This window comes from Kitasatospora gansuensis, assembly GCF_014203705.1.
GTDB lineage: Bacteria > Actinomycetota > Actinomycetes > Streptomycetales > Streptomycetaceae > Kitasatospora > Kitasatospora gansuensis.
Map to the genome: position 1 here is coordinate 5,887,052 of NZ_JACHJR010000001.1, position 20,623 is coordinate 5,907,674.

Sequence of the window (20,623 nt, forward strand, 5' to 3'; positions counted from 1 at the left end):
CGGTCAGCCCGCGGGTGTGGTGAGGTAGGCGGTCAGCGCGTCGGCGATGCCCTGGGCGGCCTGCTGGCGCCACTGAGGGTCCGTCATCCGCTTGGCATCGCCCGAGTTTCGCATGTTGCCGCACTCGATGAACACCTTCGGCACCTTCGAGAGGTTGAGCCCGCCGAGGTCGCTGCGGGTGTCCAGGCCCTGGTCGCCGATGTAGTCGGCGTACGGCTCGCCGGTGGCCGCCTTGAACTGCTCGCGCAGCAGCAGGCCGAGCCGGCGGGACGGCGCGACGATCGCCTCGGTGTCCGCCTTCCCGGCCTTCACCTTGGCGGGCATGATCACGTGGAACCCCTGGCCGGCGGCCGGCGCCCCGTCCCCGTGCACGGAGACCGCGGCGTCCACCTTGCCCTCGTTGCCGATCCTGGCCCGCTCGTCGATGCACGGCCCCCACGCGCGGTTGCCGTCCTGGGTGAACAGCACCTTGGCGCCGCGCTCCTCCAGCACCGCGCGGGCCCGGCGGGAGACGTCGAGCGAGTACTCGGCCTCGCTGTAGCCCGCGTCGGTGGAGGTGCCGGTGGTGTCGCACTCCTTGCGGCCGTTGCCGATGTCCACCTGACGGTTGATCTCGGTGGTGTGCTTGTTGTTGCTGGTGTTGTGCCCGGGGTCCAGCAGTACCGTACGGCCCGTCAGCGGGCGGGCGGCGGCGGTGTTCCCGGGGCCGGCGGCCGGGGCGGAGGACGCGGACGGCTCCGGGGTGGGCCAGAAGCTGGGCATGACCGGCAGCTCCTCGGCCGGGGAGACGGCGGCCAGCGGCCGGGCCGCGTCCGCGCCGGGGGACGCCGGGCCCGCGCAGCCCGCCGCGCCGAGCGGCAGGACGGCGCAGACCAGTGCGGAGATGCGGAGCAGGGGAGAGCGACGCGGGGCGCCGGTGGTGCCGGTCACGAGTGGTTCAGATCCTGTCCCAGGTACGGGCCGTCAGGCCGAAGGTGTTGGCCAGTGAGTTCCACTTCGCCACGAAGTCCTTCTTCGCCTGAGTCGCCTGCGGGTTGAGCTCGTTGGCCCGCTTCAGGTCGGCGCCGCCGGGGGCGCTGCCGTTGCTGCAGCCCTGACTGCCGACGCCACGGGCCCAGGCCGCGTACGCCCGGTCGATGTCGCCGGAGGTCTGCCAGGCGGTCTTCAGCAGCGCGACCGCCTCGACGCCGGCGGGCAGGTCGCCGAAGTTCAGCTTGGCCAGGTCGGCCACCAGTTGGTCGCGCTGGGTCGCCCCGGTCTCGAACACCGTGACGGCGCCGTCGATCTCGGGCTTGCCCGGGCAACTGTTCACCTTGGCCACCGCGTTGCCGATCGGCGCCTTGGCGCCCTCGCCCCGGGTGAGCAGCTCGTCCAGCGCCTTGGCCTGGGCGGCGGCCTGCGGTCCGTTCGAACTGGCGGACGGGGAGGGTGAGTTGGTGCCAGAGGGCGGGGCGGCCGGGGTGCTCTGGGCCGGCGCAGCCTGCGGGGCGCCGGAGGAGACGGTGGCCGGCCCGGGCGCGGCCTGGCCCGAGGGCTTGTCACCGTTGCGGACCGCCCAGGCCACGCCGACGCCGACCACCACGACCAGCACCACGCCGATCGCGACCAGCAGCGGGACCCGGCGACGGGGCTCGTGCTGGGGGAGCTCCTCGTACTCGGGGTACGGGCGTTGCGGGGCGAGCTGCTGGTAGCCGGGGAAGGTGCCGGGCTGCTGAGGGTGCTGCGGCTGCGGGCCCGGGAACGCGCCGGGCTGCTGATGCTGTTGCTGCTGCGGGCTGGGGAAGCCGGGGAAGGTGTCGGTCGGCGCGGGCGGCGGGAACCCGTACCCGGACGGCGGCGCCGGGGGTCCGCCGAACGGCGGTGGCGGGGTGGGTGGGCCTTGCGGGCCGGGCGGGCCCGGCTGCGGCAGGTACGGGCGGGCGCCGAGCGGCGGGCCGTGGTCACCGACGGCGCCGGGCTGGGGCTGCTGCTGGTACGCCTGCTGGGGCTGCTGCTGCGGCGGGGCGAGCGGGAAGATCTCGGTGCCCGGGTCCTCCCGGGGCGGCTGCGGGACCGGCGGGTACGGGGCGGGCTGCTGCTGCGTGGGCGGCTGCGGCGCGGGCGCGGCCGGCTGGGTGTTCTGCGGGCGGACCCAGCCACCGGCGCCCCCGCGCGCGGTCGGGTCCCACACCGCGGGTGCGGTGTTGTCGTGCTCGGTCATGCCTGGCCTCGCCCCCGCTGTGGTGTGGTGCGTCCTGGGTTCACGTCGTCCGGTCGTCCGGCGACACCGTACCGGCAGTTTCCGGGCGCACCAACGGTGGCCACCCGGTCGGCCCGGCATGTGGGATGACGTTAGAGCATCCCGGAACGTGCCCGCAGGACCACGACGATCTTCGGGTGTCGGCAGGACGATCGGCCCCAGGACCCGTCAGCGGCGGCGCAGCACCCGCAGCGAGCCGGTGACCGAGACCTCCCCGAAGCCCTCGGCCAGCGCGCGCAGGTAGACCCGGTACGGGGCCTGGCCGCCGTCGGCGGGGTCCGGGAAGACGTCGTGGATCACCAGCAGCCCCTGGGCGGCCAGGTGCGGGGCCCAGCCCTCGTAGTCGCCGGTGGCGTGCTCGTCGGTGTGGCCGCCGTCGATGAAGACCAGCGCCAGCTGCCCGCCCCAGACGGCGGCGATCTGCGGCGAACGGCCGACCAGGGCGACCACGTGGTCCTCCAGGCCCGCCCGGAAGAGGGTGCGGCGGAAGGTCGGCAGGGTGTCCATCAGCCCGACCGCCGGGTCGACCAGCTCCGGGTCGTGGTACTCCCAGCCGGGCTGCTGCTCCTCGGAGCCGCGGTGGTGATCCACCGTCAGGGCGACCGTCCCGGCGGCCCGGGCCGCGTCGGCCAGCAGGATCGCCGAGCGCCCGCAGTAGCTGCCGATCTCCAGCAGCGGCAGGCCGGTGGCGGCGGCGGCCTGGTGTGCGGCGGCGTACAGGGCGAGACCCTCGTCCACCGGCATGAAGCCGGTCGCGGACTCGAAGGCCGCGAGTACCCCGGGGGCCGGGCGGGCGTCCGTCATCGTGCTGCTCCTGTTCGCGGGGCCCGGTCTGTGGGCCTGGTCTGTGCCTGGACCCTACTGGACGGTAGGAGGGGTTCCCGCAGGCCGGGGGATGGGGTATACCTGGACCAGTTTCTAGAACTCGTTCTAGATGAAGGCCCGCGGAGCGGTTCTGTACGCTGCTCCGACCCACTGGCGAATCCCGGGAGAAAGCCACATGCGCGCAGCGATCCTGCACGAGACCGGCCAGGACACACTGGACGTCCGCGACGACGTCGAGGCGGTCGGTTTCGGTCCCGGGAAGGTCCGGGTCCGGCTCCGGGCCGCCAGCCTGTGCCACTCGGACCTGTCGGCGATGAGCGGCGTGCTGCCGCAGCCCGCGCCGTTCGTGCCGGGCCACGAGGGGGCCGGCGACGTGATCGAGACCGGTGAGGGCGTCACCGGCGTCGCGGTCGGCGACCGGGTGGTGCTCTGCTGGATGCCACCCTGCGGCAGCTGCCCGCACTGCCACCGCGGTCAGGGCCACCTCTGCGTCGCCAGCCTGCGGCGGCTCGGCTCGGCCGGGTTCCGGCAGGGCGACACCGAGGTCTTCGGCTTCTACAGCACCGGCACCTTCGCCGAGGAGCTGGTGGTGCCCGCCGACAGCGTGATCGTGCTGCCCGCCGACATGCCGTACGAGCTCGCCGCGCTGATCGGCTGCGGGGTGACCACCGGTCTCGGCGCGGCGGTGAACACCGCCCGGGTGGAGCCCGGCAGCTCGGTCGCCGTGATCGGCGCGGGCGGGGTCGGCATCGCGGCCGTCCAGGGCGCCCGGATCTGCGGGGCGGCCCGGATCACCGTGGTCGACCCGGTGGAGTCCCGGCGGACCCGCGCGCTCGCCTTCGGCGCCACCGACGCCATCGCCCCGGAGGAGCTGAAGGGCGCCGCCAAGAGCGTGGCGGGCGGCGGCTACGACTACGTCTTCGAGGCGGTCGGCCGCTCGGCCACCGTACGGGCGGCCTACGACGCGGCCCGGCGCGGCGGTGCGGTGGTGGTGATCGGCGCGGGCGCCCAGGACGACCTGGTGCAGTTCAGCATGGGCGAGCTGTTCTTCAACGAGAAGCGCGTGCTGCCCTCGATGTACGGCGGCGGCGACATCCGGCGGACCACCGCCCGGGCGATCGAGCTCTGGCGGGCCGGGCGGCTGGACCTGGCGGGCATGATCACGCACCGGGTCGAGCTGGCCGACGTGAACGAGGCGATCGCCCAGATGCGCAGTGGCGAGGCGCTGCGCACGGTCATCACCCTGGGCTGACGGCTGACGGTCCGGCAGACCCGCTGCCCGCGGGTGCCGGACCGTCAGCGGACGAACGGGTCAGCGGCGGTGACGGCCGTGCGGGTCCGCGTCGGGCCGGTCGTCGGGGGCGGTGTCGCCCCGGTGGCGGCCGTGCACGGCGCTCTCGGAGCGGTCCGTGCCGGAGGCGGGCCCGGTGCCGTCGTGCTGGGTGGTGTCGGTACGGGTCTCGGACATGTCTTTGCTTCTCCGTGCGAGGGTGCGGTTCTGCGGGGTACGCGAGTCACCATATCCAGCGATTCAGCGGCCTACCCCTTGACACGATCACGGCCCGGGCACGATTGCCAGTCCGTCCGGCTGCGGCAGGGCCGAGCCCAGCCAGTGGCCGACCAGCTCGCGGTAGAGCGGGGAGAGCACCTGGAGGTCGCCGTGACGGGCGGTCAGGCCCCGGCCCGCGTCGAGCAGGAGCACCCGGTCGGCCCGCAGGGCGGAGCCGATCCGGTGCGCGATCACCACCAGGGTGCCGGGCCGGGCGGCGAACGCGGCCTCGGCCACCGCCTCGGCCTGGGCGTCCAGGTGGCAGGTCGCCTCGTCCAGCACCACCACGGGCGCGGGGGAGAGGTACGTCCGGACCAGGGCCAGCAGTTGGCGCTCCCCCGCGGAGAGGGTGGCCGGGTCGGGCAGCTCGGCCGCCGGGCCGCCGAGCCGTTCCAGCAGCTCCGCCGCGCCCAACAGCTCGGCGGCCTCGGTGAGTTGACGGTCGGTCGCGTCCGGGCGGAGCCAGCGCAGGTTCTCCCCGACGGTGCCCGCGAACAGGTACGCCTCCTGCGGGAGCAGCGCGACCAGCCCGGCCCTGGCCCGGTCCGGCAGGGTGTGCGGGGCGGCGCCGCCGACGGTCACGGCCCCCTGCTGGGGCGGGAGCAACCCGGCCAGCAGGGCGGCCAGGGTGGACTTGCCCGCGCCGCTCGGGCCGACCACGGCGAGGTGCTCGCCCGGCGCCAGGGTCAGGTCGAGCGCGCTGAACACCGGCTCGGCCGCCGCACCGTGGGCGTGGTGCAGTCCCCGCACCCGGACTACGGCATCCTCGGCGGGCTCCTGGCCCACGGCCGGCCGACCGATGGGGCGGGGCAGCGTGGCCAGCCGGTCGAGCACCACGGCGAGCTCCAGCAGCCAGCTGCCGACCATGCCCGCCAGGCTGCGGACGGCCGGTTCGAGCTGCTGCACCAGGTAGGCCGCGACGCCGAGCAGTTGACCGGTGGTCAGATACCGGTGGCCGAGCAGCCAGGGCGCGGCCGCGACCACCAGGAGCAGCGGCAGCCGGCCGCCGACCGCCACCGTGAGGGTACGGAGCGCGGCGGCCCGGCCGAGCGCGCGGACCGCCGCGCCCTGGGCCAGTACGGCGGCACCGACCGCACGCTCCACTCGGGCCTGCGCGCCGCAGGCGGTGATGTCCCGGACCCCGGCGAAGGCCAGCCCCGCTTCGGCGGCCACTCGTTCGTCGGCCAGCACCACCGCGCGCTGACGGGCCACCAGCGGACCGAGCAGCCGGGCGAACAGCAGGCCGCCGACCAGCAGCGGCGGCAGCACCAGCGGCAGGGTGACCGGCGCGAGCACGGCGAGGCCGAGCACGGCCGCCAGCACGGTGATGCCCACGCTGCGCAGCGTACGCAGCAGGGTGGCCGTCAACTGTCGGGCGGACTCCACCTGTTCGGTCAGCCTGGCCACCTCGGCGGGGCCGTCGCCGGTCGGCTCGGCCCGGCCCAGGGCACTGCGCACCACCCGGCGGACCAGGGCGTCCCGCAGTGGCTCCACCACCGCCGCCACGTACGGGAAGGCGGCCCGGGCCGCGTACGCGCGGACCCCGACGGCGGCCGCGAAGGCGGCCAGCCAGGCGAAGCCGACGGCGGGCCGGCCGGCCAGGAAGCCCCGGTCGGTGGCGGCGGCGATCAGCAGGCCGGAGAGCAGCGAGGGTAGCGCCTCCGCCGCCGACCAGACCAGCACCCGCACCAAGGCCGTTCTGGTGGTGGCGAGTTGGGTGCGCAGCAGGGCCCAGCCGGGCGAGCGGTTCATGAAGCGCTCCTCGGCGCGGGGACGGTGCTCAGGCAGGCCAGGGTCGCGCGGTAGTCCGGATCCTTGACCAGGGTGGTGTGCGGGGCCAGTGCGCGCAGTCGGCCGCCGTCCAGCCAGGCGACCAGGTCGGCGCGGGCGGCGGCGCCCGGGCGGTGGGCGACCAGCAGCCGGGTCCGGCCCGCCGTGGCGAGGGTCAGCGCCTCGGTCACCTGGTGCTCGGTGGCCAGGTCGAGACTGGAGGTGGCGTCGTCCAGGATCATCACCCGGGGCCGCTGGGCGAGCAGTCTGGCCAGCCCGAGGCGCTGCAACTCGCCGCCGGAGAGCCGGAGTTCTGCGGTCGGAGTGGCGTCGCCGCGGGGCAGACGGGCCAGGAAGCCGTCGGCCCGGGCGGCCCGGGTCTCGGCCGGGCCCGCACCCTCCAGGGCCTCGCCCACGGTGGCGCCGACCAGCGCCGGGCGCTCGAAGGCGTACCCGACGGCCGATCGCCGCTGCCCGGGGGCGAGTTCGGCGATCGGGACGCCGTCGATCAGCACCAGCCCGCTGTCGGGGGTGCGCAGCCCGCCCGCGACGGCGGCGAGCAGGGACTTGCCGGAGCCGGAGCGGCCGACCAGCGCGACCGTCCGGCCGCCCGGGACGGTGAGGTCGAGCGGGCCGAGCAGACCCGCGACGCTCACTCCGATCAGGGTCAACTCGCCAGGACCGTCCGGCAGATCGCGGAAGCCAGGAGGCGGTGCCGGCAGGGCGAGCAGCTCGGCCACCCGTTCCCGGCCGGCCCGGGCGTGCGCCACTCCGGCCAGGGCCTCGACCTGCTCGAAGAAGCCCAGGCCGAGCGCGGCCCAGCCGGCCGCGGCGGCCAGTTCGCCGGGGCGCAGCGTCCCGTTCGAGAGCTGCAGGCCCGCGGTGGTCAGCACGCTCAGCTCGACCAGGGCGACCAGCAGGGTGGCCTGCCAGACCGTCCGGCGCTGGGTCTGCCAGAGGGCGTGCCCGGCCTCGGCGAGCCGGGGGAGCGGGGCCAGCACCCGGGCGGTCTCGGTCTCCCGGGCCCCGGCGGCGTGGATGCTGCGCAGTCCGGCCAGCGCGCCGGTCAGCCGGGCCGCCAGCTCGGACTGGACCTGCTGGTAGCGGGTGAACGCCTGGGCCGCGTCGCGCAGGAACAGCCGGATCAGCACCACCCCGGGCAGCACCCCGGCGAAGAACGCGGCGGCCAGCCAGGGCGAGAGCAGCGCGAGGCCGAGTACGGCCCCGAGTGAGGTGAGCAGTGCGGTCGCGGCGGTGATCCGGGACGGCAGCGCGCCGCCCGCGTCGGCGGCCGAGCCGACCAGCCGGGCGGTCAGGTCACCGGTGGCCGGTCCGTCCGGGTTCGGGCCGAGGGTGAGCACCCGGCGCAGCAGGCGCTGCCGCAGCTCGACCGTGGTGCCGGCGGCCACCGCCGGGCCGGACAGCGTGGCGAACGCCCCCGCCAGGGCGCCGACCAGCAGCACCGCGCCGAGCAGCAGGGCGGGCCCGCCGTCGATCGCCCGGCCCACCGCACCGGGCAGCGCGAGGGTCGCGGCCGCCTCGACCGGTACGGCCACCGAGAGCACGATCACCCAGCCGCGCATGGCGCCGCCTCCTGACGGTGTGAAAGGGGTACGTACGGCCGGAGCCGTGCCCGCTCCCCCCGGGAGGGAGCGGGCACGGCCCCGTGCGAACTGCCGACCTACTAGCTGATGGTGAAGATCAGGCAGGTCAGGATGAGACAGGTGAACTGGCAGCCGCCGCCGTGCCCGCCCAGCTCGACGGCCTCGGTCTCCGGCAGGTCCTGCAGAGCGGCCAGGTCGGTCTCGAAGTTCTCCATGGTGGGTCCTCCCCTTGATGGTCCGTCACCCGCACTGCGCGGGCGACGTCGCCCCTGGCCCGGTCGGGCCAGGGAAGTCTGTTAGGTGGGCCGGCCGGTGCGCAGGAAGGCGGCCAGCAGCTCGTGCAGCACGGCCGCGCCCTCCTCGGCGAGCACCTCGTGCCCGGCCCCGGCGGCCTCGACGTAGCGGAAGTCCGATCCCTCCGCGCGGCCCAGCCGCAGCAACTCGTGCCGCAGTGCCCGGGACTGACTGACCGGCACCACCTCGTCCCGGTCGCCGTGCACGATCAGCAGCGGTGTGCCGATCCGGTGCGCCAGCTGGAGCACGTCCCGGGGGCCGCGCTGGTCGTCGATCGGATCGCCGCCGCCCAGCCGGGTGGTGAGCGCCCGGACCGGGGCGGCCGCCTCGGCCAGCAGCCGGGCGCCGGACAGGAACGGGGCCACCACCGCACACCGGGCGACCTGCCCGGCCGGCGCGTGGGCGGCGGCCAGCAGGGCCAGGAAGGCGCCGTAGCTGACCCCGAACAGCGCGGGCGGCTCCAGCCCGAGCGCCGCCCGCTGGCCCGCCACGCCCTCCAGCAGGTGCAGCACATCGGCCAGATCGGGACCGCCCCAGGCACCCCGGACGGCCATCGCGTGCTCCGTCCCGTAACCGGTGGAACCGCGCTGATTGGGCGCCAGCACCGCCAGGCCCTCGGCCGCCATCCGCTGCAGCGCCGGGTCGAACTCCAGCCGCCAGGCATCGGCCGGTCCGCCGTGCAGCGCCAGTACCAGGTGCGGAGAGCTCAGCCAGGCGTCGCCGCCGTAGACCACCGCTTCGATCGGCCCGGCGGGGCCGGCCAGTTCGAGGCTCTGGGCCGAGTGCCAGCGGCCGCCGTCGCCGGGCCCCGTACTGCCGTCCAGCCGCCAGCCCACCGGTCCGCCCGTACCCCAACTGGGGTGCGCCGGACGGTCGTTGCCGCTGCCCAGCGGGGCGAGCTGCAACGGCAGCGGTACGGCCGCCGCCTGGGTCGGCTGTCCGAGCTCCACCAATACGTCCACCTCCATGGTGGCCAGCGCGGCGGGGTGATCGGGGGCGGAGTACGGCATCCGCAGGCCCGCCGCCGACCAGTGGCCGATCGCGCCGAGCCGCCCGGGCGGTACGGGAAGCGGGGTGAGCCGGTTGAGTTCGGGGTGCCAGAGGGTGAGGGCGGAGGAGGCGCCGTGGTCGACCTGCAGGACCACCCGTCGGCCGTCGGGGCCGGAGTGCCGGTCCAGGGCGATCGGCCGCAGGAAGACGCCAGGCACGTGCAGGGAGTCGGGGAACCGCAGCGGCTGCTGTCCGCCGAGCAGGCCCCAGCCGAGCCGGTCGGAGCCGGTGGCGTCGCTGCGCACCATCGCGAAGCGGGTGTCCGGGTCGTACAGTGCCAGCCGGTCGTTGCTCTGCTCGCCGATCTCCAACAGCGGTGTGACCTGGCCGAGTTCGAGATCCAGCACCACCGTGCGGACCTTCCCCTGCTGCACCCGGTCGAGGGCCAGCAGGCGGCCGGTGTGATCCAGCCAGACCCCGCCGCCGTGCAGCCCGGGCAGCTCGGCGACCTCTATCGGCGCCGTACCGTCGGCCGGGACCAGCCAGACCGTGGTGACCGGCCGGGTGTCGGTGCCGAGGGCGACCGCGACCGGCGCACCGGCCGGCCGCTGCCCGCCGGGCATCGCCAGCAGCCGCAGGCCGGGGCGCCGGATCGTGGCCAACTCCTGTTCGAAGGTGGGGTGTTCGGCGGTCGGCGCGGAGAGCAGCAGCAGCGTGTGCCGGTCCCCGTCGTGGCGGCAGACCAGCACCCGGCCGTCCGGCAGGCTGATCAGCTGCGAGTGCAGGCTCTCCGAACGGTTGCCCGGCAGCGGGAGTGCGGTCGGCTCGGCCGGGCCCTCGGCGGGCAGCCGCCAGCTCTCGGCGTACCAGCCGCCGTCCGCCCCGGCGGCCAGGCAGGCCGCGTGCGAGCCGTCGAGGGCGAAGGTGAAGCTCAGACGGCGCAGTGCCTGGGCGGTGGTGCGAGTGGCGGTGTTCATCCGGGCTCACCTCCTCGGGTGGGTCGGTCCTGGTCGGTCGGTCAGTGCTGGTCGGTCAGTGCTGGAGGGCGGGCGGCTGCGGGTCGAGCCAGAGCCGGGGGCCGCCGTAGCGCAGGCGGAGCAGGAAGGCGAGCGGTCCCGAAGTGCCCGTCCCGTACGCGGGGGTGGAGCTCAGCCCGGTCTCGTCGGGCAGCACCAGCCGCCCGTCCCGGCGTACCGCGCGGGCCGCGATCAGCCCGGCCAGCTCCTCGGCGCCGGTGCGGAACCGCTGCTCACCGGTGGCCTCGGCCAGATCGAGCAGGTACTCGCCGTTCCCGGCCAGGCCGTGACAGGCACTCACCCCGCTGTGCCAGCGGGCGTCCAGCACCGCCTGCCCGGCGGCCAGCGCCAAGCGGTGCGCGGTCTCGTCCCCGGTGGCCCGCCAGTACCGGACCAGGAAGCTGCCCACCCCGGAGGACCCGCTGCACCAGTGCGCCAGCCGTACGTGCGGCGGGTCGCCCGCGCCCTGCGGCCACCAGGCGGCGGCACCGTCCTGACGGACCGTCGCCGCCAGCGTCCGGACCGCCTCGGCCGCCCCGTCGAGGATCCGCTGATCACCCGTCACCTCACCGGTGGCCAGCAGGAAGGCACCCACCCCGGCCACACCGTGGGCGTAGCCGAGCTGACCGGCCCCGGCGAAGACCGAGTCGAACCCCTTCGGCACCGGCCAGGTCAGCCCGTACGGCTCCCGCTCGGCCGAGGCCAGCAGGGTGGCGGCGCAGTCGGCCGCCCGGCCCAGATACGTCGCGTCACCGGTCGACCGGTGCAGTCGCAGCTGCAGGAAGCCCGCCCCGGCCGCCCCGTGGCAGACATCGGGATTGGGCCAGCGGATCGGGACATCCTGGGCCAACTTGACGGCCCGTCGGGCCAGTTCGGCATCGCCCAGCGCCTCGGCGGCGTCCAGCAGCGCCCAGGCCACCCCGGACCGTCCGAAATGCAGCCCCGGCAACACCGTCGGCTCGGCCGCCACCCGCCGCTCGATCCACCCGGCCGCCACCGCCGCGGTCTCAGCCGCAGGCAGCCCGACCACCACGGCCCGCGCCAGCACCGCCAGCACCCCGGCCGCCCCGTGCTGCACATTGCACGGATCGGTCAACTGCCCCCCGGGCACCGTCGCCCACAGCCGGTCGGCCCGCTCGGGCGTCGCTGTGGCGGCCAACTGCGCCAAGCCATCTACCACCAGGGGCTCGGGGAACGGCGACGCCGACCTCAAGGGCGTTGCACCAACAAAACTGGTCAGGAACGGTTCCGTAGACGGAAGTTGCCTGAGCGCTGGATCCATCGAACGAAGCCCCAAGACCAACGGGGCCAGCCGCCGCGCCGTCTCCCCCTCCCGCCCCGCAGCCGCCAGCCACTGCTCCAACGACCCTTCCCCCGGCGGCAACAGCGGATCGTGCCCCGTCGCCAACAGGAAGAACAACCCACCCAGCGCATACAGATCGGCACCGAACCCGGCCTGACATACCGCCGGCTCCTGCTCGGGCGCCCGATACCCCGGCGTCCCGGCCGTCCCTACCGTCGCCCCGACCGCCGCGGCCAGCTCAAGATCGACCAGCCGCAATGACCCGTCAGGCCGCACCATCACGTTCCCGGGCGAAAGATCCCGCAGCACCAGCCCCCGCGCATGGACCTCCGCCACCAGCGAGACCAGCCCGAGCGCGACCCCCCGCGCCTCCTCCCACGGCACGTCAGGAGTCCCGTCCCGCCGCAGCCGCCCCGCCACCCAGGACCCGAGCGCCACCCCCGGCACCCGCTCCTGGACCAGGTAGACCGCGTCCCCCTGCTCGATCAGGTCGATCACCCCCGGCGCCAGCTCCGCCCCGGCCAGCAGGCCGAGCAGCTCGGCCTCGTGCCGCAGCGCCGCCCTGGCGTCCGTACCGGACCGGTCCACCTCGATGTGGGCCCGGGCCTGCTTCACCACCACCTCGGCGCCACCCTCGCCGCCGCCCTCGGTGTCCCGCCCGAGGAAGACCCCGCCCTTGGTGCCGTGCCGGACGGCTGCCGTCAGCGCGTACCTGCCCCCCAGCAGGACGCCCCCGGTGCGCCGTTCACCCGTGGCCGGCGTCGACCCCCTCCCCTCGACGGGGTCGGTCAGCCAGGGCGGACATCGGTAACTCGCGGTCCGGACGTCCTCGACCCGGGTGCCGTCCGGTGCGTGCAGCATCGAGCGGTACGCGCCGTCGTTGCCCAGCTCGGCCCGGCGGGTGAAGACCCCGTACCGGTAGTGCACCCGGCTGCCGGGGGCGTACGGACGGTCGGAGAGCACCGACGGGCCGGGGAATTCCGCCGTGGCCAGGTGTAATTCGGCGGCCAGCCGCCGGAACTGCTCCTCGTCCACCGGATAGACCGTGATGAATTTCCCGGCCGAGCCGCGCTCGCTGTTCCGGGAATTGACCTGGTGGAGCTTTTCCAGGTCGCCGGCGAACTTGAACACACAGGCGTCCCGGGCGATCACCCCGGCCACCGCGGCGAGCACCGAGGCCGCCGCCTCGCCCGCCGCGCTGATGTGCAGCTTCCACCCCTGCTCGGGGGTGGCGACCCCGGCGGGCCGGGCCGTGCACCAGAGCGCCTCGGCGGTGAACTCCCAGTCGCCGCCGCCTCCCCGGCGCCCGGTGCCGGCCACGGCCGACCGGGCCACCTCCGTCAGCGAGCCGTCGACAGCCGGCCCGACGTCGACCGACGTCGTCCCCCCGGCCGTGCGCAGCGGTGTGACCGCCCCCATCTGCTCCACACCCCTTCTCTCTCGCGGCATCGGTTTTCACGGACGTCCGGAAATTCACCCCGGCACACCGTCAGGCAATTCGACGGTGCGCCCACAAGACCCCCGGTCGGGGTAACTCCCGTTCGCAACACCGAAGTTACTTTCGGTGGCCGACCGACTCAACGCGGAACGGGTCACTTCACTCGTAAGGGTGATCTCGAATCGTTTTCGAATGCGTGCGACCGGGGCGATGTGACCAGTACCCGCCCGCCGAGGGCGGCCCGTACCCCTTCCGTTCACCTCGCACTGCCCCCGCACGCCGGTTGACGAGCAGCAGTACGGCCCGACCGGCCCACCTGCGAGCCAGGCCCGGCAGCGCCCGGGGCCGGGGGAGCCGCCCGCGCGCGGTAGTCTCGACAGGTGCCGAAACTGTCCGACGTCATCAACGCGCTCGAAGAGCTGTACCCGCCGAGGTGGGCCGAGTCCTGGGATGCCGTGGGCCTGGTGTGCGGTGACCCCGAGGCCGAGGTCGGCCGGGTGCTGTTCGCCGTCGACCCGGTGCAGGCCGTGGTGGACGAGGCCGTCGAGTGGGGTGCGGACCTGGTGGTCACCCACCATCCCCTCTATCTGCGTGGCGTCACCAGCGTCGCGGCCACCGGCTTCAAGGGCCGGGTGGTGCACGGGCTGATCCGGGCCGGGATCGGGCTGCACGTCGCGCACACCAACGCCGACCACGCCGACCCGGGCGTCTCCGACGCGCTCGCCGAGGCCGTCGGCCTGCGGGTACTCGGACCGCTGATCGCCGACCCGACCGACCCGGCGGGCCGCCGGGGCAGCGGACGGATCGGCGTGCTCGAACCGCCGCTCACCCTCTCCGCCTTCGCCGCCCAGGTGGCCGCCGGACTGCCGGCCACGGCCGCCGGGGTCCGGGTGGCCGGGGACGGCGACCGGGTGATCACCCGGGTCGCGGTCTGCGGTGGCTCGGGCGACAGCTTCCTCGCCGAGGTCCGGGCCGCCGGGGTGGACGCCTACGTCACCGCCGACCTGCGGCACCACCCGGCCTCGGAGGCCACCGAAGCCTCCCCGGTCGCGCTGGTGGACGCCGCGCACTGGGCCACCGAGTGGCCCTGGCTGCGGCTGGCCGAGCGCGGCCTGACCGAGGCGGCCGCCGGGCACGGCTGGCAGCTGGAGACCAAGGTCTCGCACCTGGTCACCGACCCGTGGACCGCGCACGCCCCGATGAACCCCTAGCTTCGGCCGCCCGAAGCCTCCCGCCCGACCGACTTGCCGACAGACAAAAAAACAGGAGCCCCCAGCCTTGAACGCCGCGCCCGCCGACCAGATCCGCCTGCTCGACCTCCAGGCCCTCGACTCCCGCCTCGACCAGCTGGCCCACCGGCGCCGCAGCCTGCCCGAGCACGCCGAGATCGACAAGGCCACCGCCGACCACACCGCCCTCAAGGACCTGGTGATCGCCGCCCAGGCACAGCTCGGCGACACCGAGCGCGAGCTGACCAAGGCCGAGGGCGACGTCGAGCAGGTCCGCGCCAGGACCGCCCGCAACCAGCAGCGGATGGACTCCGGCGCGGTCGGCTCGCCGCGTGACCTGGAGAACCTCCAGCACGAGATCGGCTCGCTGGCGAAGCGTCAGTCCGACCTGGAGGACGTCGTCCTGGAGGTCATGGAGCGGCTGGAGTCCGCGCAGACCCGGGTGACCGAGCTGTCGGCCCGGCTCGACCACTCCACCGTGGTGCTCAAGGAGGCCGAGGAGCGCCGGGACGCGGCCTTCGCCGAGATCGACGCCGACGTGGAGAAGGTCAAGCGGGACCGCGAGGCCGTGGCCGTCGTGCTGCCGGCCGACCTGATCAAGCTCTACACCCGGCTGCGCGAGCAGCAGGGCGGCGTCGGCGCGGCCCGCCTGTTCCAGCGCCGCTGCGAGGGCTGCCGGGTCGAGTTCGCCGCCGCCGACCTGAACAGCATCAAGGCCGAGCCCAAGGACGCGGTCGTCCGCTGCGACAACTGCGGCCGGATCCTGGTGCGCACCGCCGAGTCGGGCGTCTGATCCGATGGCCGGGCGCAGGTTCATCGTCGAGGCGGACGGCGGCTCCCGGGGCAACCCGGGCCCGGCCGGTTACGGCGCGGTGGTCCGGGACGGGGATACCGGCCAGATCATCGCCGAGGCGGCCGAGTTCATCGGGCGCGCGACCAACAACGTGGCCGAGTACAAGGGCCTGATCGCGGGCCTGCGGGCGGCGCACGAGCTGGACCCGGACGCCAAGGTGGATGTCCGGATGGACTCCAAGCTGGTGGTCGAGCAGATGTCCGGCCGCTGGAAGATCAAGCACCCCGACATGCAGCCGCTGGCGGCGGAGGCGGCCACCGTCCTGCCGCGCTCGCAGGTGAAGTACAGCTGGATCCCGCGCGAGAAGAACAAGGACGCGGACCGGCTGGCCAACGAGGCGATGGACGCGGGCAAGGCGGGCCGGCAGTGGGAGCCCAAGGTCCGCCCGGCCGCGCCGCTCGCCCCGGTGGACGAGCCGCTGCCCGCGCCCGCCGCACCGAAGGCGGGCTGGGCGGGACCGGCCGACCTCGGGACGCCGACCACCTTCGTGCTGCTCCGGCACGGCGAGACACCGCTCACGCCGGAGAAGCGTTTCTCCGGCAGCGGTGGCACCGACCCGGCGCTCTCCGAGCGGGGCCTCTGGCAGGCCGCCCGGGCCGCCGAGTCGCTGGCCGCCCGGGGCACCATCCAAGCCATCGTCAGCTCGCCGATGCAGCGCACCCGGCAGACCGCCGAGGCGGTCGCCATCCGGCTGGGCCTGGAGGTCCGGTTCGAGGAGGGTCTGCGCGAGCTGGACTTCGGCGACTGGGAGGGGCTGACCTTCGCCGAAGTGCAGCAGCGTCACCCCGAGGACCTGGCCGCCTGGCTCGGCTCGGCCAAGGCCAAGCCGACCGGCAGCTCGGAGAGCTTCACCACGCTCACCCACCGGGCCGGTGTCGCCCGGGACAAGATCCTGGCCCGGCACTCCGGGAAGACGGTGCTGGTGGTCTCGCACGTCAGCCCGATCAAGACCCTGGTCCGGCTCGCCCTCGGCGCCCCGCCGGACTCGCTCTACCGGATGGAGCTCTCGGCGGCCTCGTTCTGCGCGGTGCAGTACTACGCGGACGGCAACGCCTCGCTCCGGCTGCTGAACGACACCTCGCACCTGCGCTGACACTCCGGGGAGGGGGCGGCCTGCCGCCCCCTCCCCGGTGGTGTCACTCCCCGGTGCTGCCGTCGATCAGCTCGCGCAGCAGGTCGGCGTGGCCGTTGTGCCGGGCGTACTCCTCGATCATGTGGGTGAGCACGTAGCGCAGCGAGTACGGCTGCCCGTCGAAGTGCGTCACGGCGTCCAGCGAATCGACCCCGGCCACCACCGCGCGGGCCTGCTCGCAGACCTCCCGCCAGATCGCGAAGGCCCGCTCCGGGTCGGCCTCGGCCACCTCGAACTCGGCGCGCGAGCCGTCCGGCGTGCGCCCCCAGTAGCTCGGGACGCCCTGGTCGGCGACCACGTTGAGGAACCAGCCGCGCTCGACGTCGGCCAGGTGCCGGACCAGCCCGAGCAGCGACATCGCCGACGGTGGTACGGCCCGGGTCCGCAGCTGATCGGGGGTCAGCCCGGCGCACTTCATCGCCAGGGTCTGGCGCTGGTAGTCCAGAAATTCGGTCAGCGAGGCGCGCTCGTCGGCCACCCGGGACGGTTCGGTCCTGATCTGCTCATCCATCAGATGATCATCCCAGCGCCGCCCCGGCCCGGTACGGGTATTTCGACCCGTGGACATCAGTGGATCTCGGTGACCACCACATCGAGCTGCCACGCCTTGCGCGCGGACCCCTCGGCGGAGACCTCGACCCGGTAGCCGAGCCCGGCCAGCGCGTCCACCAGCTCACCCGGCGAACCGGGCTCCAGCCCGGCGTTCAGCAGGTCGCGGACCAGCCGGCCCTTGGTCGCCTTGTTGAAGTGGCTCACCACCGAGCGCTTCAGCTCCCCGTTCACCTCGCGCTCCTGGAGCACCCGCACGGTCGCGGTCCGCGCCGCGGTCTCCCCGGCCGGCTTCCAGGCCGCCGCGTACGCCGCGCTCCGCAGGTCCAGCACCAGCCCCCGGCCCGCCACCGCCGGCAGCACCTCGGCCATCTCGCGCCGCCAGTACGCCCCGAGCGCCCCCAGCGGGGGGAGTTTCACCCCCATCGAGCACCGGTACGGCGGAATCCGGTCACCGACCCGCACCGCCCCCCACAGCCCGGAGAACACCAGCAGCGAGCGCTCGGCCAGCGCGTACGCCGCCTCGTGCAGCTTCGCCAGCCCGAGCGCGTCGAACAGCACCCCGGTGTACACCTCACCCGCGGGCAGCGCCCCGGCCGTCCGCAGCCCGGCGTTCTTCGCCACCTCGCCGCGCAGCCCCTCGCTCAGCCCGAGCACCCCGCGCGCCGTCTCCTCGTCCCCGGAGCAGAGCCCGACCAGCGCCTCGAACACCGCCCGGCGCCCCGCCGTCAGCCCGGGCAGCGACAGCTCCTCCAGCACCAGCGGCACCCCGGCCTCCGCAGCAGCCTTCCCCTCCGACGGCGGCAACAGCACCAGCACGGCGACACCCCTTCAACATTCTGTGGCAGCGAACCCTCCCACTGTACGTGCCGCCCGGTCCGACAGGCCGTCAGCTCCCGGCCGCCGTACGCTGCCAGCATGCCGCGTCAACAGCTGAGGGTCAGGGCCGCCGACACCGCTCGGATCAACCGTGAGCTGGCGGAGCTGCGGGAGGGGCTCGGGCTGCGGAGCGACTGGCCGGCCGAGGTGCTGGCGGAGGCGGACCGGGTGGCCGGGGTGCCGAGGCTGCCGGAGTTCGACGCCACCGACCTGGCGCTGTTCACCCTGGACCCGCCGGGATCGATGGACCTGGACCAGGCGATGAGCCTGAGCCGCCGGGGGAGCGGCTACCGGGTGCACTACGCGATCGCCGACGTGGCCGCCTTCGTCCAGCCGGACGGGGCGATCGACACCGAGGCCCGGCGCCGGGTGCAGACCCTCTACTTCCCCGACGCCCGGATCCCGCTGCACCCGCCCCGGCTCTCCGAGGCCGCCGCCAGCCTGCTGCCCGGTGAGCTGCGGCCCGCGCTGCTCTGGCAGCTCGACCTGGACGCCGACGGCGCGGTGCTGCTGGCCGACGTCCGCCGGGCCCTGGTCCGCTCCCGCCGCAGGCTCGACTACGAGGGCGTGCAGGGCGCGATCGACTCCGGCGGGGCGGACGAACAGCTCCGGCTGCTGGCCGAGATCGGCCGGCTGCGGGAGGCCAGGGAGGCTGATCGCGGCGGCGTCAGCCTGCCGATCCCCGAGCAGGAGGTGGAGCCGGTGGACGGCGGCTACCGGCTGGCGTACCGGGCGCCGCGCCCCGCCGACGGCTGGAACGCCCAGATCTCGCTGCTCACCGGCATGGCCGCCGCCGAGCTGATGCTGGACGCCGGGATCGGCCTGCTGCGCACCCTGCCCGCCGCCCCCGAGACCGCGTACGCCCGGCTCCGGCGGACGGCCGTGGCGCTGGAGGTGGACTGGCCGCAGGGCACCCCGTACCCCGAGCTGATCCGCTCGCTCGACCCGGGCCGGTCCAACCACGCCGCCTTCCTGAAGGAGTGCGCCGGGCTGCTGCGCGGCGCCGGGTACCATGCCTTCGACACCGCCCAGGGCGTCGCGCCGCCGGCCGACCCGGGGCACGCCGCGCTGGCCGCCCCGTACGCGCACTGCACCGCCCCGCTGCGGCGGCTGGCCGACCGGTACGCGCAGGAGATCTGCGTGGCGATCGCCGGTGGCACCGACGTCCCGCACTGGGTGAGCGAGCAACTGCTCGGCGTTCCGGCCCTGATGGCGACCGGTGACCGGCGGGCCCACGAGGTGGAACGGGCCTGTGTAGACCTGGTCGAGGCCGAGCTGCTGCGCGGCCGGGAGGGCGAACGGTTCGACGCGGTGGTGATCGACATCGACGAACGGCGGCCCACCACCGGCACCGTCCAGCTCCGGGAGCCCGCCGTGGTCGCCAGGTGCGAGGCGGCGGAGGCCGCGCAGCTGCCGCTCGGCGAGCGGATCAAGGTACGGCTCACGCTGGCCGACCCGGCCGCCAGGACTGTCCGCTTCGCGCCGGCCTGATGGGCACTCAGGGGGAGCTGGACCGGCGGGGGCGGCTGCTGGTGCTGGGCATCTGCTGCCTGAGCCTGTTCATCGTCGGGCTGGACAACACCGTGGTGAACATCGCGTTGCCCGCCATCCAGCGCGAGTTCGACGCGCCCGCCTCCGGCCTCCAGTGGATCATCGACGCCTACACCCTGGTGCTCGCCTCGCTGCTGATGCTCTCGGGCTCGGTCGCCGACCGGATCGGCCGGCGCCGGGTGTTCCGGGCCGGGCTGCTGCTGTTCGTGCTCGGCTCGCTGCTGTGCAGCCTGGCGCCCTCGTTGGAGTGGCTGGTGCTGTTCCGCGCACTCCAGGCGGTGGGCGGCTCGATGCTCAACCCGGTGGCCATGTCGATCATCACCAACACCTTCACCGACCCGCGCGAACGGGCCCGGGCGATCGGCGTCTGGGGCGGTGTGGTCGGCATCAGCATGGCGCTCGGCCCGCTGATCGGCGGCTTCCTGGTGGACAACGCGGGCTGGCAGTCGATCTTCCTGATCAACGTCCCGATCGGCCTGACCGCCTGTCTGCTGACCTTCCGTCACGTCCCGGAGTCCCGGGCGCCGAGGCCCCGGCGGCTCGACCCGGTCGGGCAGCTGCTGATGGTGTTGCTGCTCGGCACCGGCACCGCCGTGATCATCGAGGGCCCGGGGCAGGGCTGGACCTCGCCGCTGATCCTCCTGCTGGCGGCGATCGCCGCTGCCGCCCTGCTGGCGCTGCCCTGGTGGGAGCGGCGGGTGCCCGAACCGCTGATCGACCTGCGGTTCTTCCGCAGCGCCCCGTTCACCGGCGCCACCGTCACGGCGGTCTGCGCCTTCGCCGCGCTCGGCGGCTTCCTCTTCGTCAACACCCTCTACCTGCAGGACGTCCGCGGCTACAGCCCGGTCGAGGCCGGGCTGTGGACCCTCCCGATGGCCGGCCTGACCCTGATCGCCGCCCCGATCTCCGGCCGGATCGTCGGACGGTACGGGCCCCGGTACCCGCTGCTCGGCGCGGGTGCGGCGCTGGCCGCCAGCGGGCTGCTGCTCACCCGGCTCTCGGCCGACTCGTCGGCCGCGCTGCTGCTCCCCGCGTACGCCCTGTTCGGGCTGGGCTTCGGCCTGGTCAACGCCCCGATCACCAACGCCGCCGTCTCCGGCATGCCCCTCGCCCAGGCCGGGGTGGCCGCCGCCGTCGCCTCGACGAGCCGTCAGATCGGGCAGTCCCTCGGCGTCGCGGTGATCGGCACCGTGGTCACCACCGCCGTGACCGGCACCGTCGGGCTGGCCGCGGCGAGCCACGCGGGCTGGTGGATCGTCACGGGCCTCGGCCTGACCGTCCTGCTGCTCGGCTGGGCCACCACCACCCCGTGGGCGGTCGGCACCGCCGCCCGGGTGGCGGTCCGGCTCAACCCGGTGGCTGTCCCGAACGCCGCCCCCGACCGGCTACGATGACCAGTACG

At 74.8% G+C, this 20,623-nt stretch carries 17 protein-coding genes; 6 read left to right on the plus strand and 11 right to left on the minus strand.

Annotated features, from left to right (window positions below; translation table 11 throughout):
* Positions 1-3: 3 nt before the first annotated feature.
* The 3 genes from F4556_RS26655 to F4556_RS26665 all read right to left on the minus strand — a co-directional run bounded on the left by F4556_RS26655 (position 4) and on the right by F4556_RS26665 (position 3,043).
* On the minus strand, positions 4-930 hold the full coding sequence (locus tag F4556_RS26655; RefSeq protein WP_313068659.1) for an N-acetylmuramoyl-L-alanine amidase: 927 nt from the start codon (positions 928-930) through the stop codon (positions 4-6).
* A gap of 7 nt (positions 931-937) precedes the next feature.
* A complete protein-coding gene (locus F4556_RS26660) occupies positions 938-2,200 on the minus strand; it encodes a hypothetical protein (RefSeq protein WP_184920362.1) in 1,263 nt (420 codons plus the stop codon).
* 207 nt (positions 2,201-2,407) lie between these two features.
* Complete coding sequence (locus tag F4556_RS26665; RefSeq protein ID WP_184920364.1) at positions 2,408-3,043, minus strand: class I SAM-dependent methyltransferase; 636 nt, start codon at positions 3,041-3,043, stop codon at positions 2,408-2,410.
* Positions 3,044-3,239: 196 nt separating this feature from the next.
* On the opposite strand from F4556_RS26665, the gene F4556_RS26670 reads away from it, so the two are divergent.
* A complete protein-coding gene (locus F4556_RS26670; RefSeq protein ID WP_184920366.1) occupies positions 3,240-4,316 on the plus strand; it encodes a Zn-dependent alcohol dehydrogenase in 1,077 nt (358 codons plus the stop codon).
* Positions 4,317-4,376: 60 nt separating this feature from the next.
* Here the strand turns inward: F4556_RS26670 and F4556_RS26675 are convergent, their stop codons facing one another.
* The 6 genes from F4556_RS26675 to lanL form a co-directional block, all read right to left on the minus strand.
* Positions 4,377-4,532, minus strand: coding sequence for a hypothetical protein (locus F4556_RS26675; protein WP_184920368.1), 156 nt, complete (start codon positions 4,530-4,532; stop codon positions 4,377-4,379).
* A gap of 87 nt (positions 4,533-4,619) precedes the next feature.
* A complete protein-coding gene (locus F4556_RS26680) occupies positions 4,620-6,365 on the minus strand; it encodes an ATP-binding cassette domain-containing protein (protein ID WP_184920370.1) in 1,746 nt (581 codons plus the stop codon).
* Positions 6,362-7,966 (minus strand): ATP-binding cassette domain-containing protein, encoded by a 1,605-nt coding sequence (locus tag F4556_RS26685; RefSeq protein WP_221503706.1) that lies wholly within the window; start codon positions 7,964-7,966, stop codon positions 6,362-6,364. The genes F4556_RS26680 and F4556_RS26685 overlap by 4 nt, the downstream gene beginning before the upstream one ends.
* Before the next feature lie 101 nt (positions 7,967-8,067).
* Positions 8,068-8,202 carry a VenA family class IV lanthipeptide gene (locus tag F4556_RS37630; protein WP_200948492.1) on the minus strand — a complete coding sequence of 45 codons (135 nt, stop codon included), beginning with the start codon at positions 8,200-8,202 and terminating at the stop codon, positions 8,068-8,070.
* An 81-nt stretch (positions 8,203-8,283) separates the two neighbouring features.
* Entirely contained in the window at positions 8,284-10,248 is a 1,965-nt protein-coding gene (locus F4556_RS26690) for an alpha/beta hydrolase family protein (RefSeq protein WP_184920372.1), read from the minus strand.
* 55 nt (positions 10,249-10,303) lie between these two features.
* Positions 10,304-13,009 (minus strand): class IV lanthionine synthetase LanL, encoded by a 2,706-nt coding sequence (gene lanL / locus F4556_RS26695; RefSeq protein ID WP_184920374.1) that lies wholly within the window; start codon positions 13,007-13,009, stop codon positions 10,304-10,306.
* A gap of 399 nt (positions 13,010-13,408) precedes the next feature.
* Here lanL and F4556_RS26700 point away from each other — a divergent pair, with 399 nt between their 5' ends.
* The 3 genes from F4556_RS26700 to F4556_RS26710 all read left to right on the plus strand — a co-directional run bounded on the left by F4556_RS26700 (position 13,409) and on the right by F4556_RS26710 (position 16,203).
* Positions 13,409-14,239 (plus strand): Nif3-like dinuclear metal center hexameric protein, encoded by an 831-nt coding sequence (locus F4556_RS26700; protein ID WP_184920382.1) that lies wholly within the window; start codon positions 13,409-13,411, stop codon positions 14,237-14,239.
* 67 nt (positions 14,240-14,306) lie between these two features.
* Positions 14,307-15,050, plus strand: a complete 744-nt coding sequence (locus F4556_RS26705; protein ID WP_184920384.1) for a zinc ribbon domain-containing protein — start codon at positions 14,307-14,309, stop codon at positions 15,048-15,050.
* A gap of 4 nt (positions 15,051-15,054) precedes the next feature.
* On the plus strand, positions 15,055-16,203 hold the full coding sequence (locus tag F4556_RS26710) for a bifunctional RNase H/acid phosphatase (protein ID WP_184920386.1): 1,149 nt from the start codon (positions 15,055-15,057) through the stop codon (positions 16,201-16,203).
* A 43-nt stretch (positions 16,204-16,246) separates the two neighbouring features.
* On the opposite strand, the gene F4556_RS26715 is transcribed toward F4556_RS26710, so the two are convergent.
* Complete coding sequence (locus F4556_RS26715; RefSeq protein ID WP_184920388.1) at positions 16,247-16,753, minus strand: DinB family protein; 507 nt, start codon at positions 16,751-16,753, stop codon at positions 16,247-16,249.
* Between the two features lie 56 nt (positions 16,754-16,809).
* The gene (gene yaaA / locus F4556_RS26720) at positions 16,810-17,610 is read right to left on the minus strand and encodes a peroxide stress protein YaaA (protein WP_184920390.1); all 801 of its coding nucleotides are present in this window, start codon (positions 17,608-17,610) and stop codon (positions 16,810-16,812) included.
* A 99-nt stretch (positions 17,611-17,709) separates the two neighbouring features.
* Here yaaA and F4556_RS26725 point away from each other — a divergent pair, with 99 nt between their 5' ends.
* The gene (locus F4556_RS26725) at positions 17,710-19,161 is read left to right on the plus strand and encodes an RNB domain-containing ribonuclease (protein ID WP_184920392.1); all 1,452 of its coding nucleotides are present in this window, start codon (positions 17,710-17,712) and stop codon (positions 19,159-19,161) included.
* Entirely contained in the window at positions 19,161-20,615 is a 1,455-nt protein-coding gene (locus tag F4556_RS26730) for an MFS transporter (RefSeq protein WP_184920394.1), read from the plus strand. The genes F4556_RS26725 and F4556_RS26730 overlap by 1 nt, the downstream gene beginning before the upstream one ends.
* Positions 20,616-20,623: the final 8 nt, after the last annotated feature.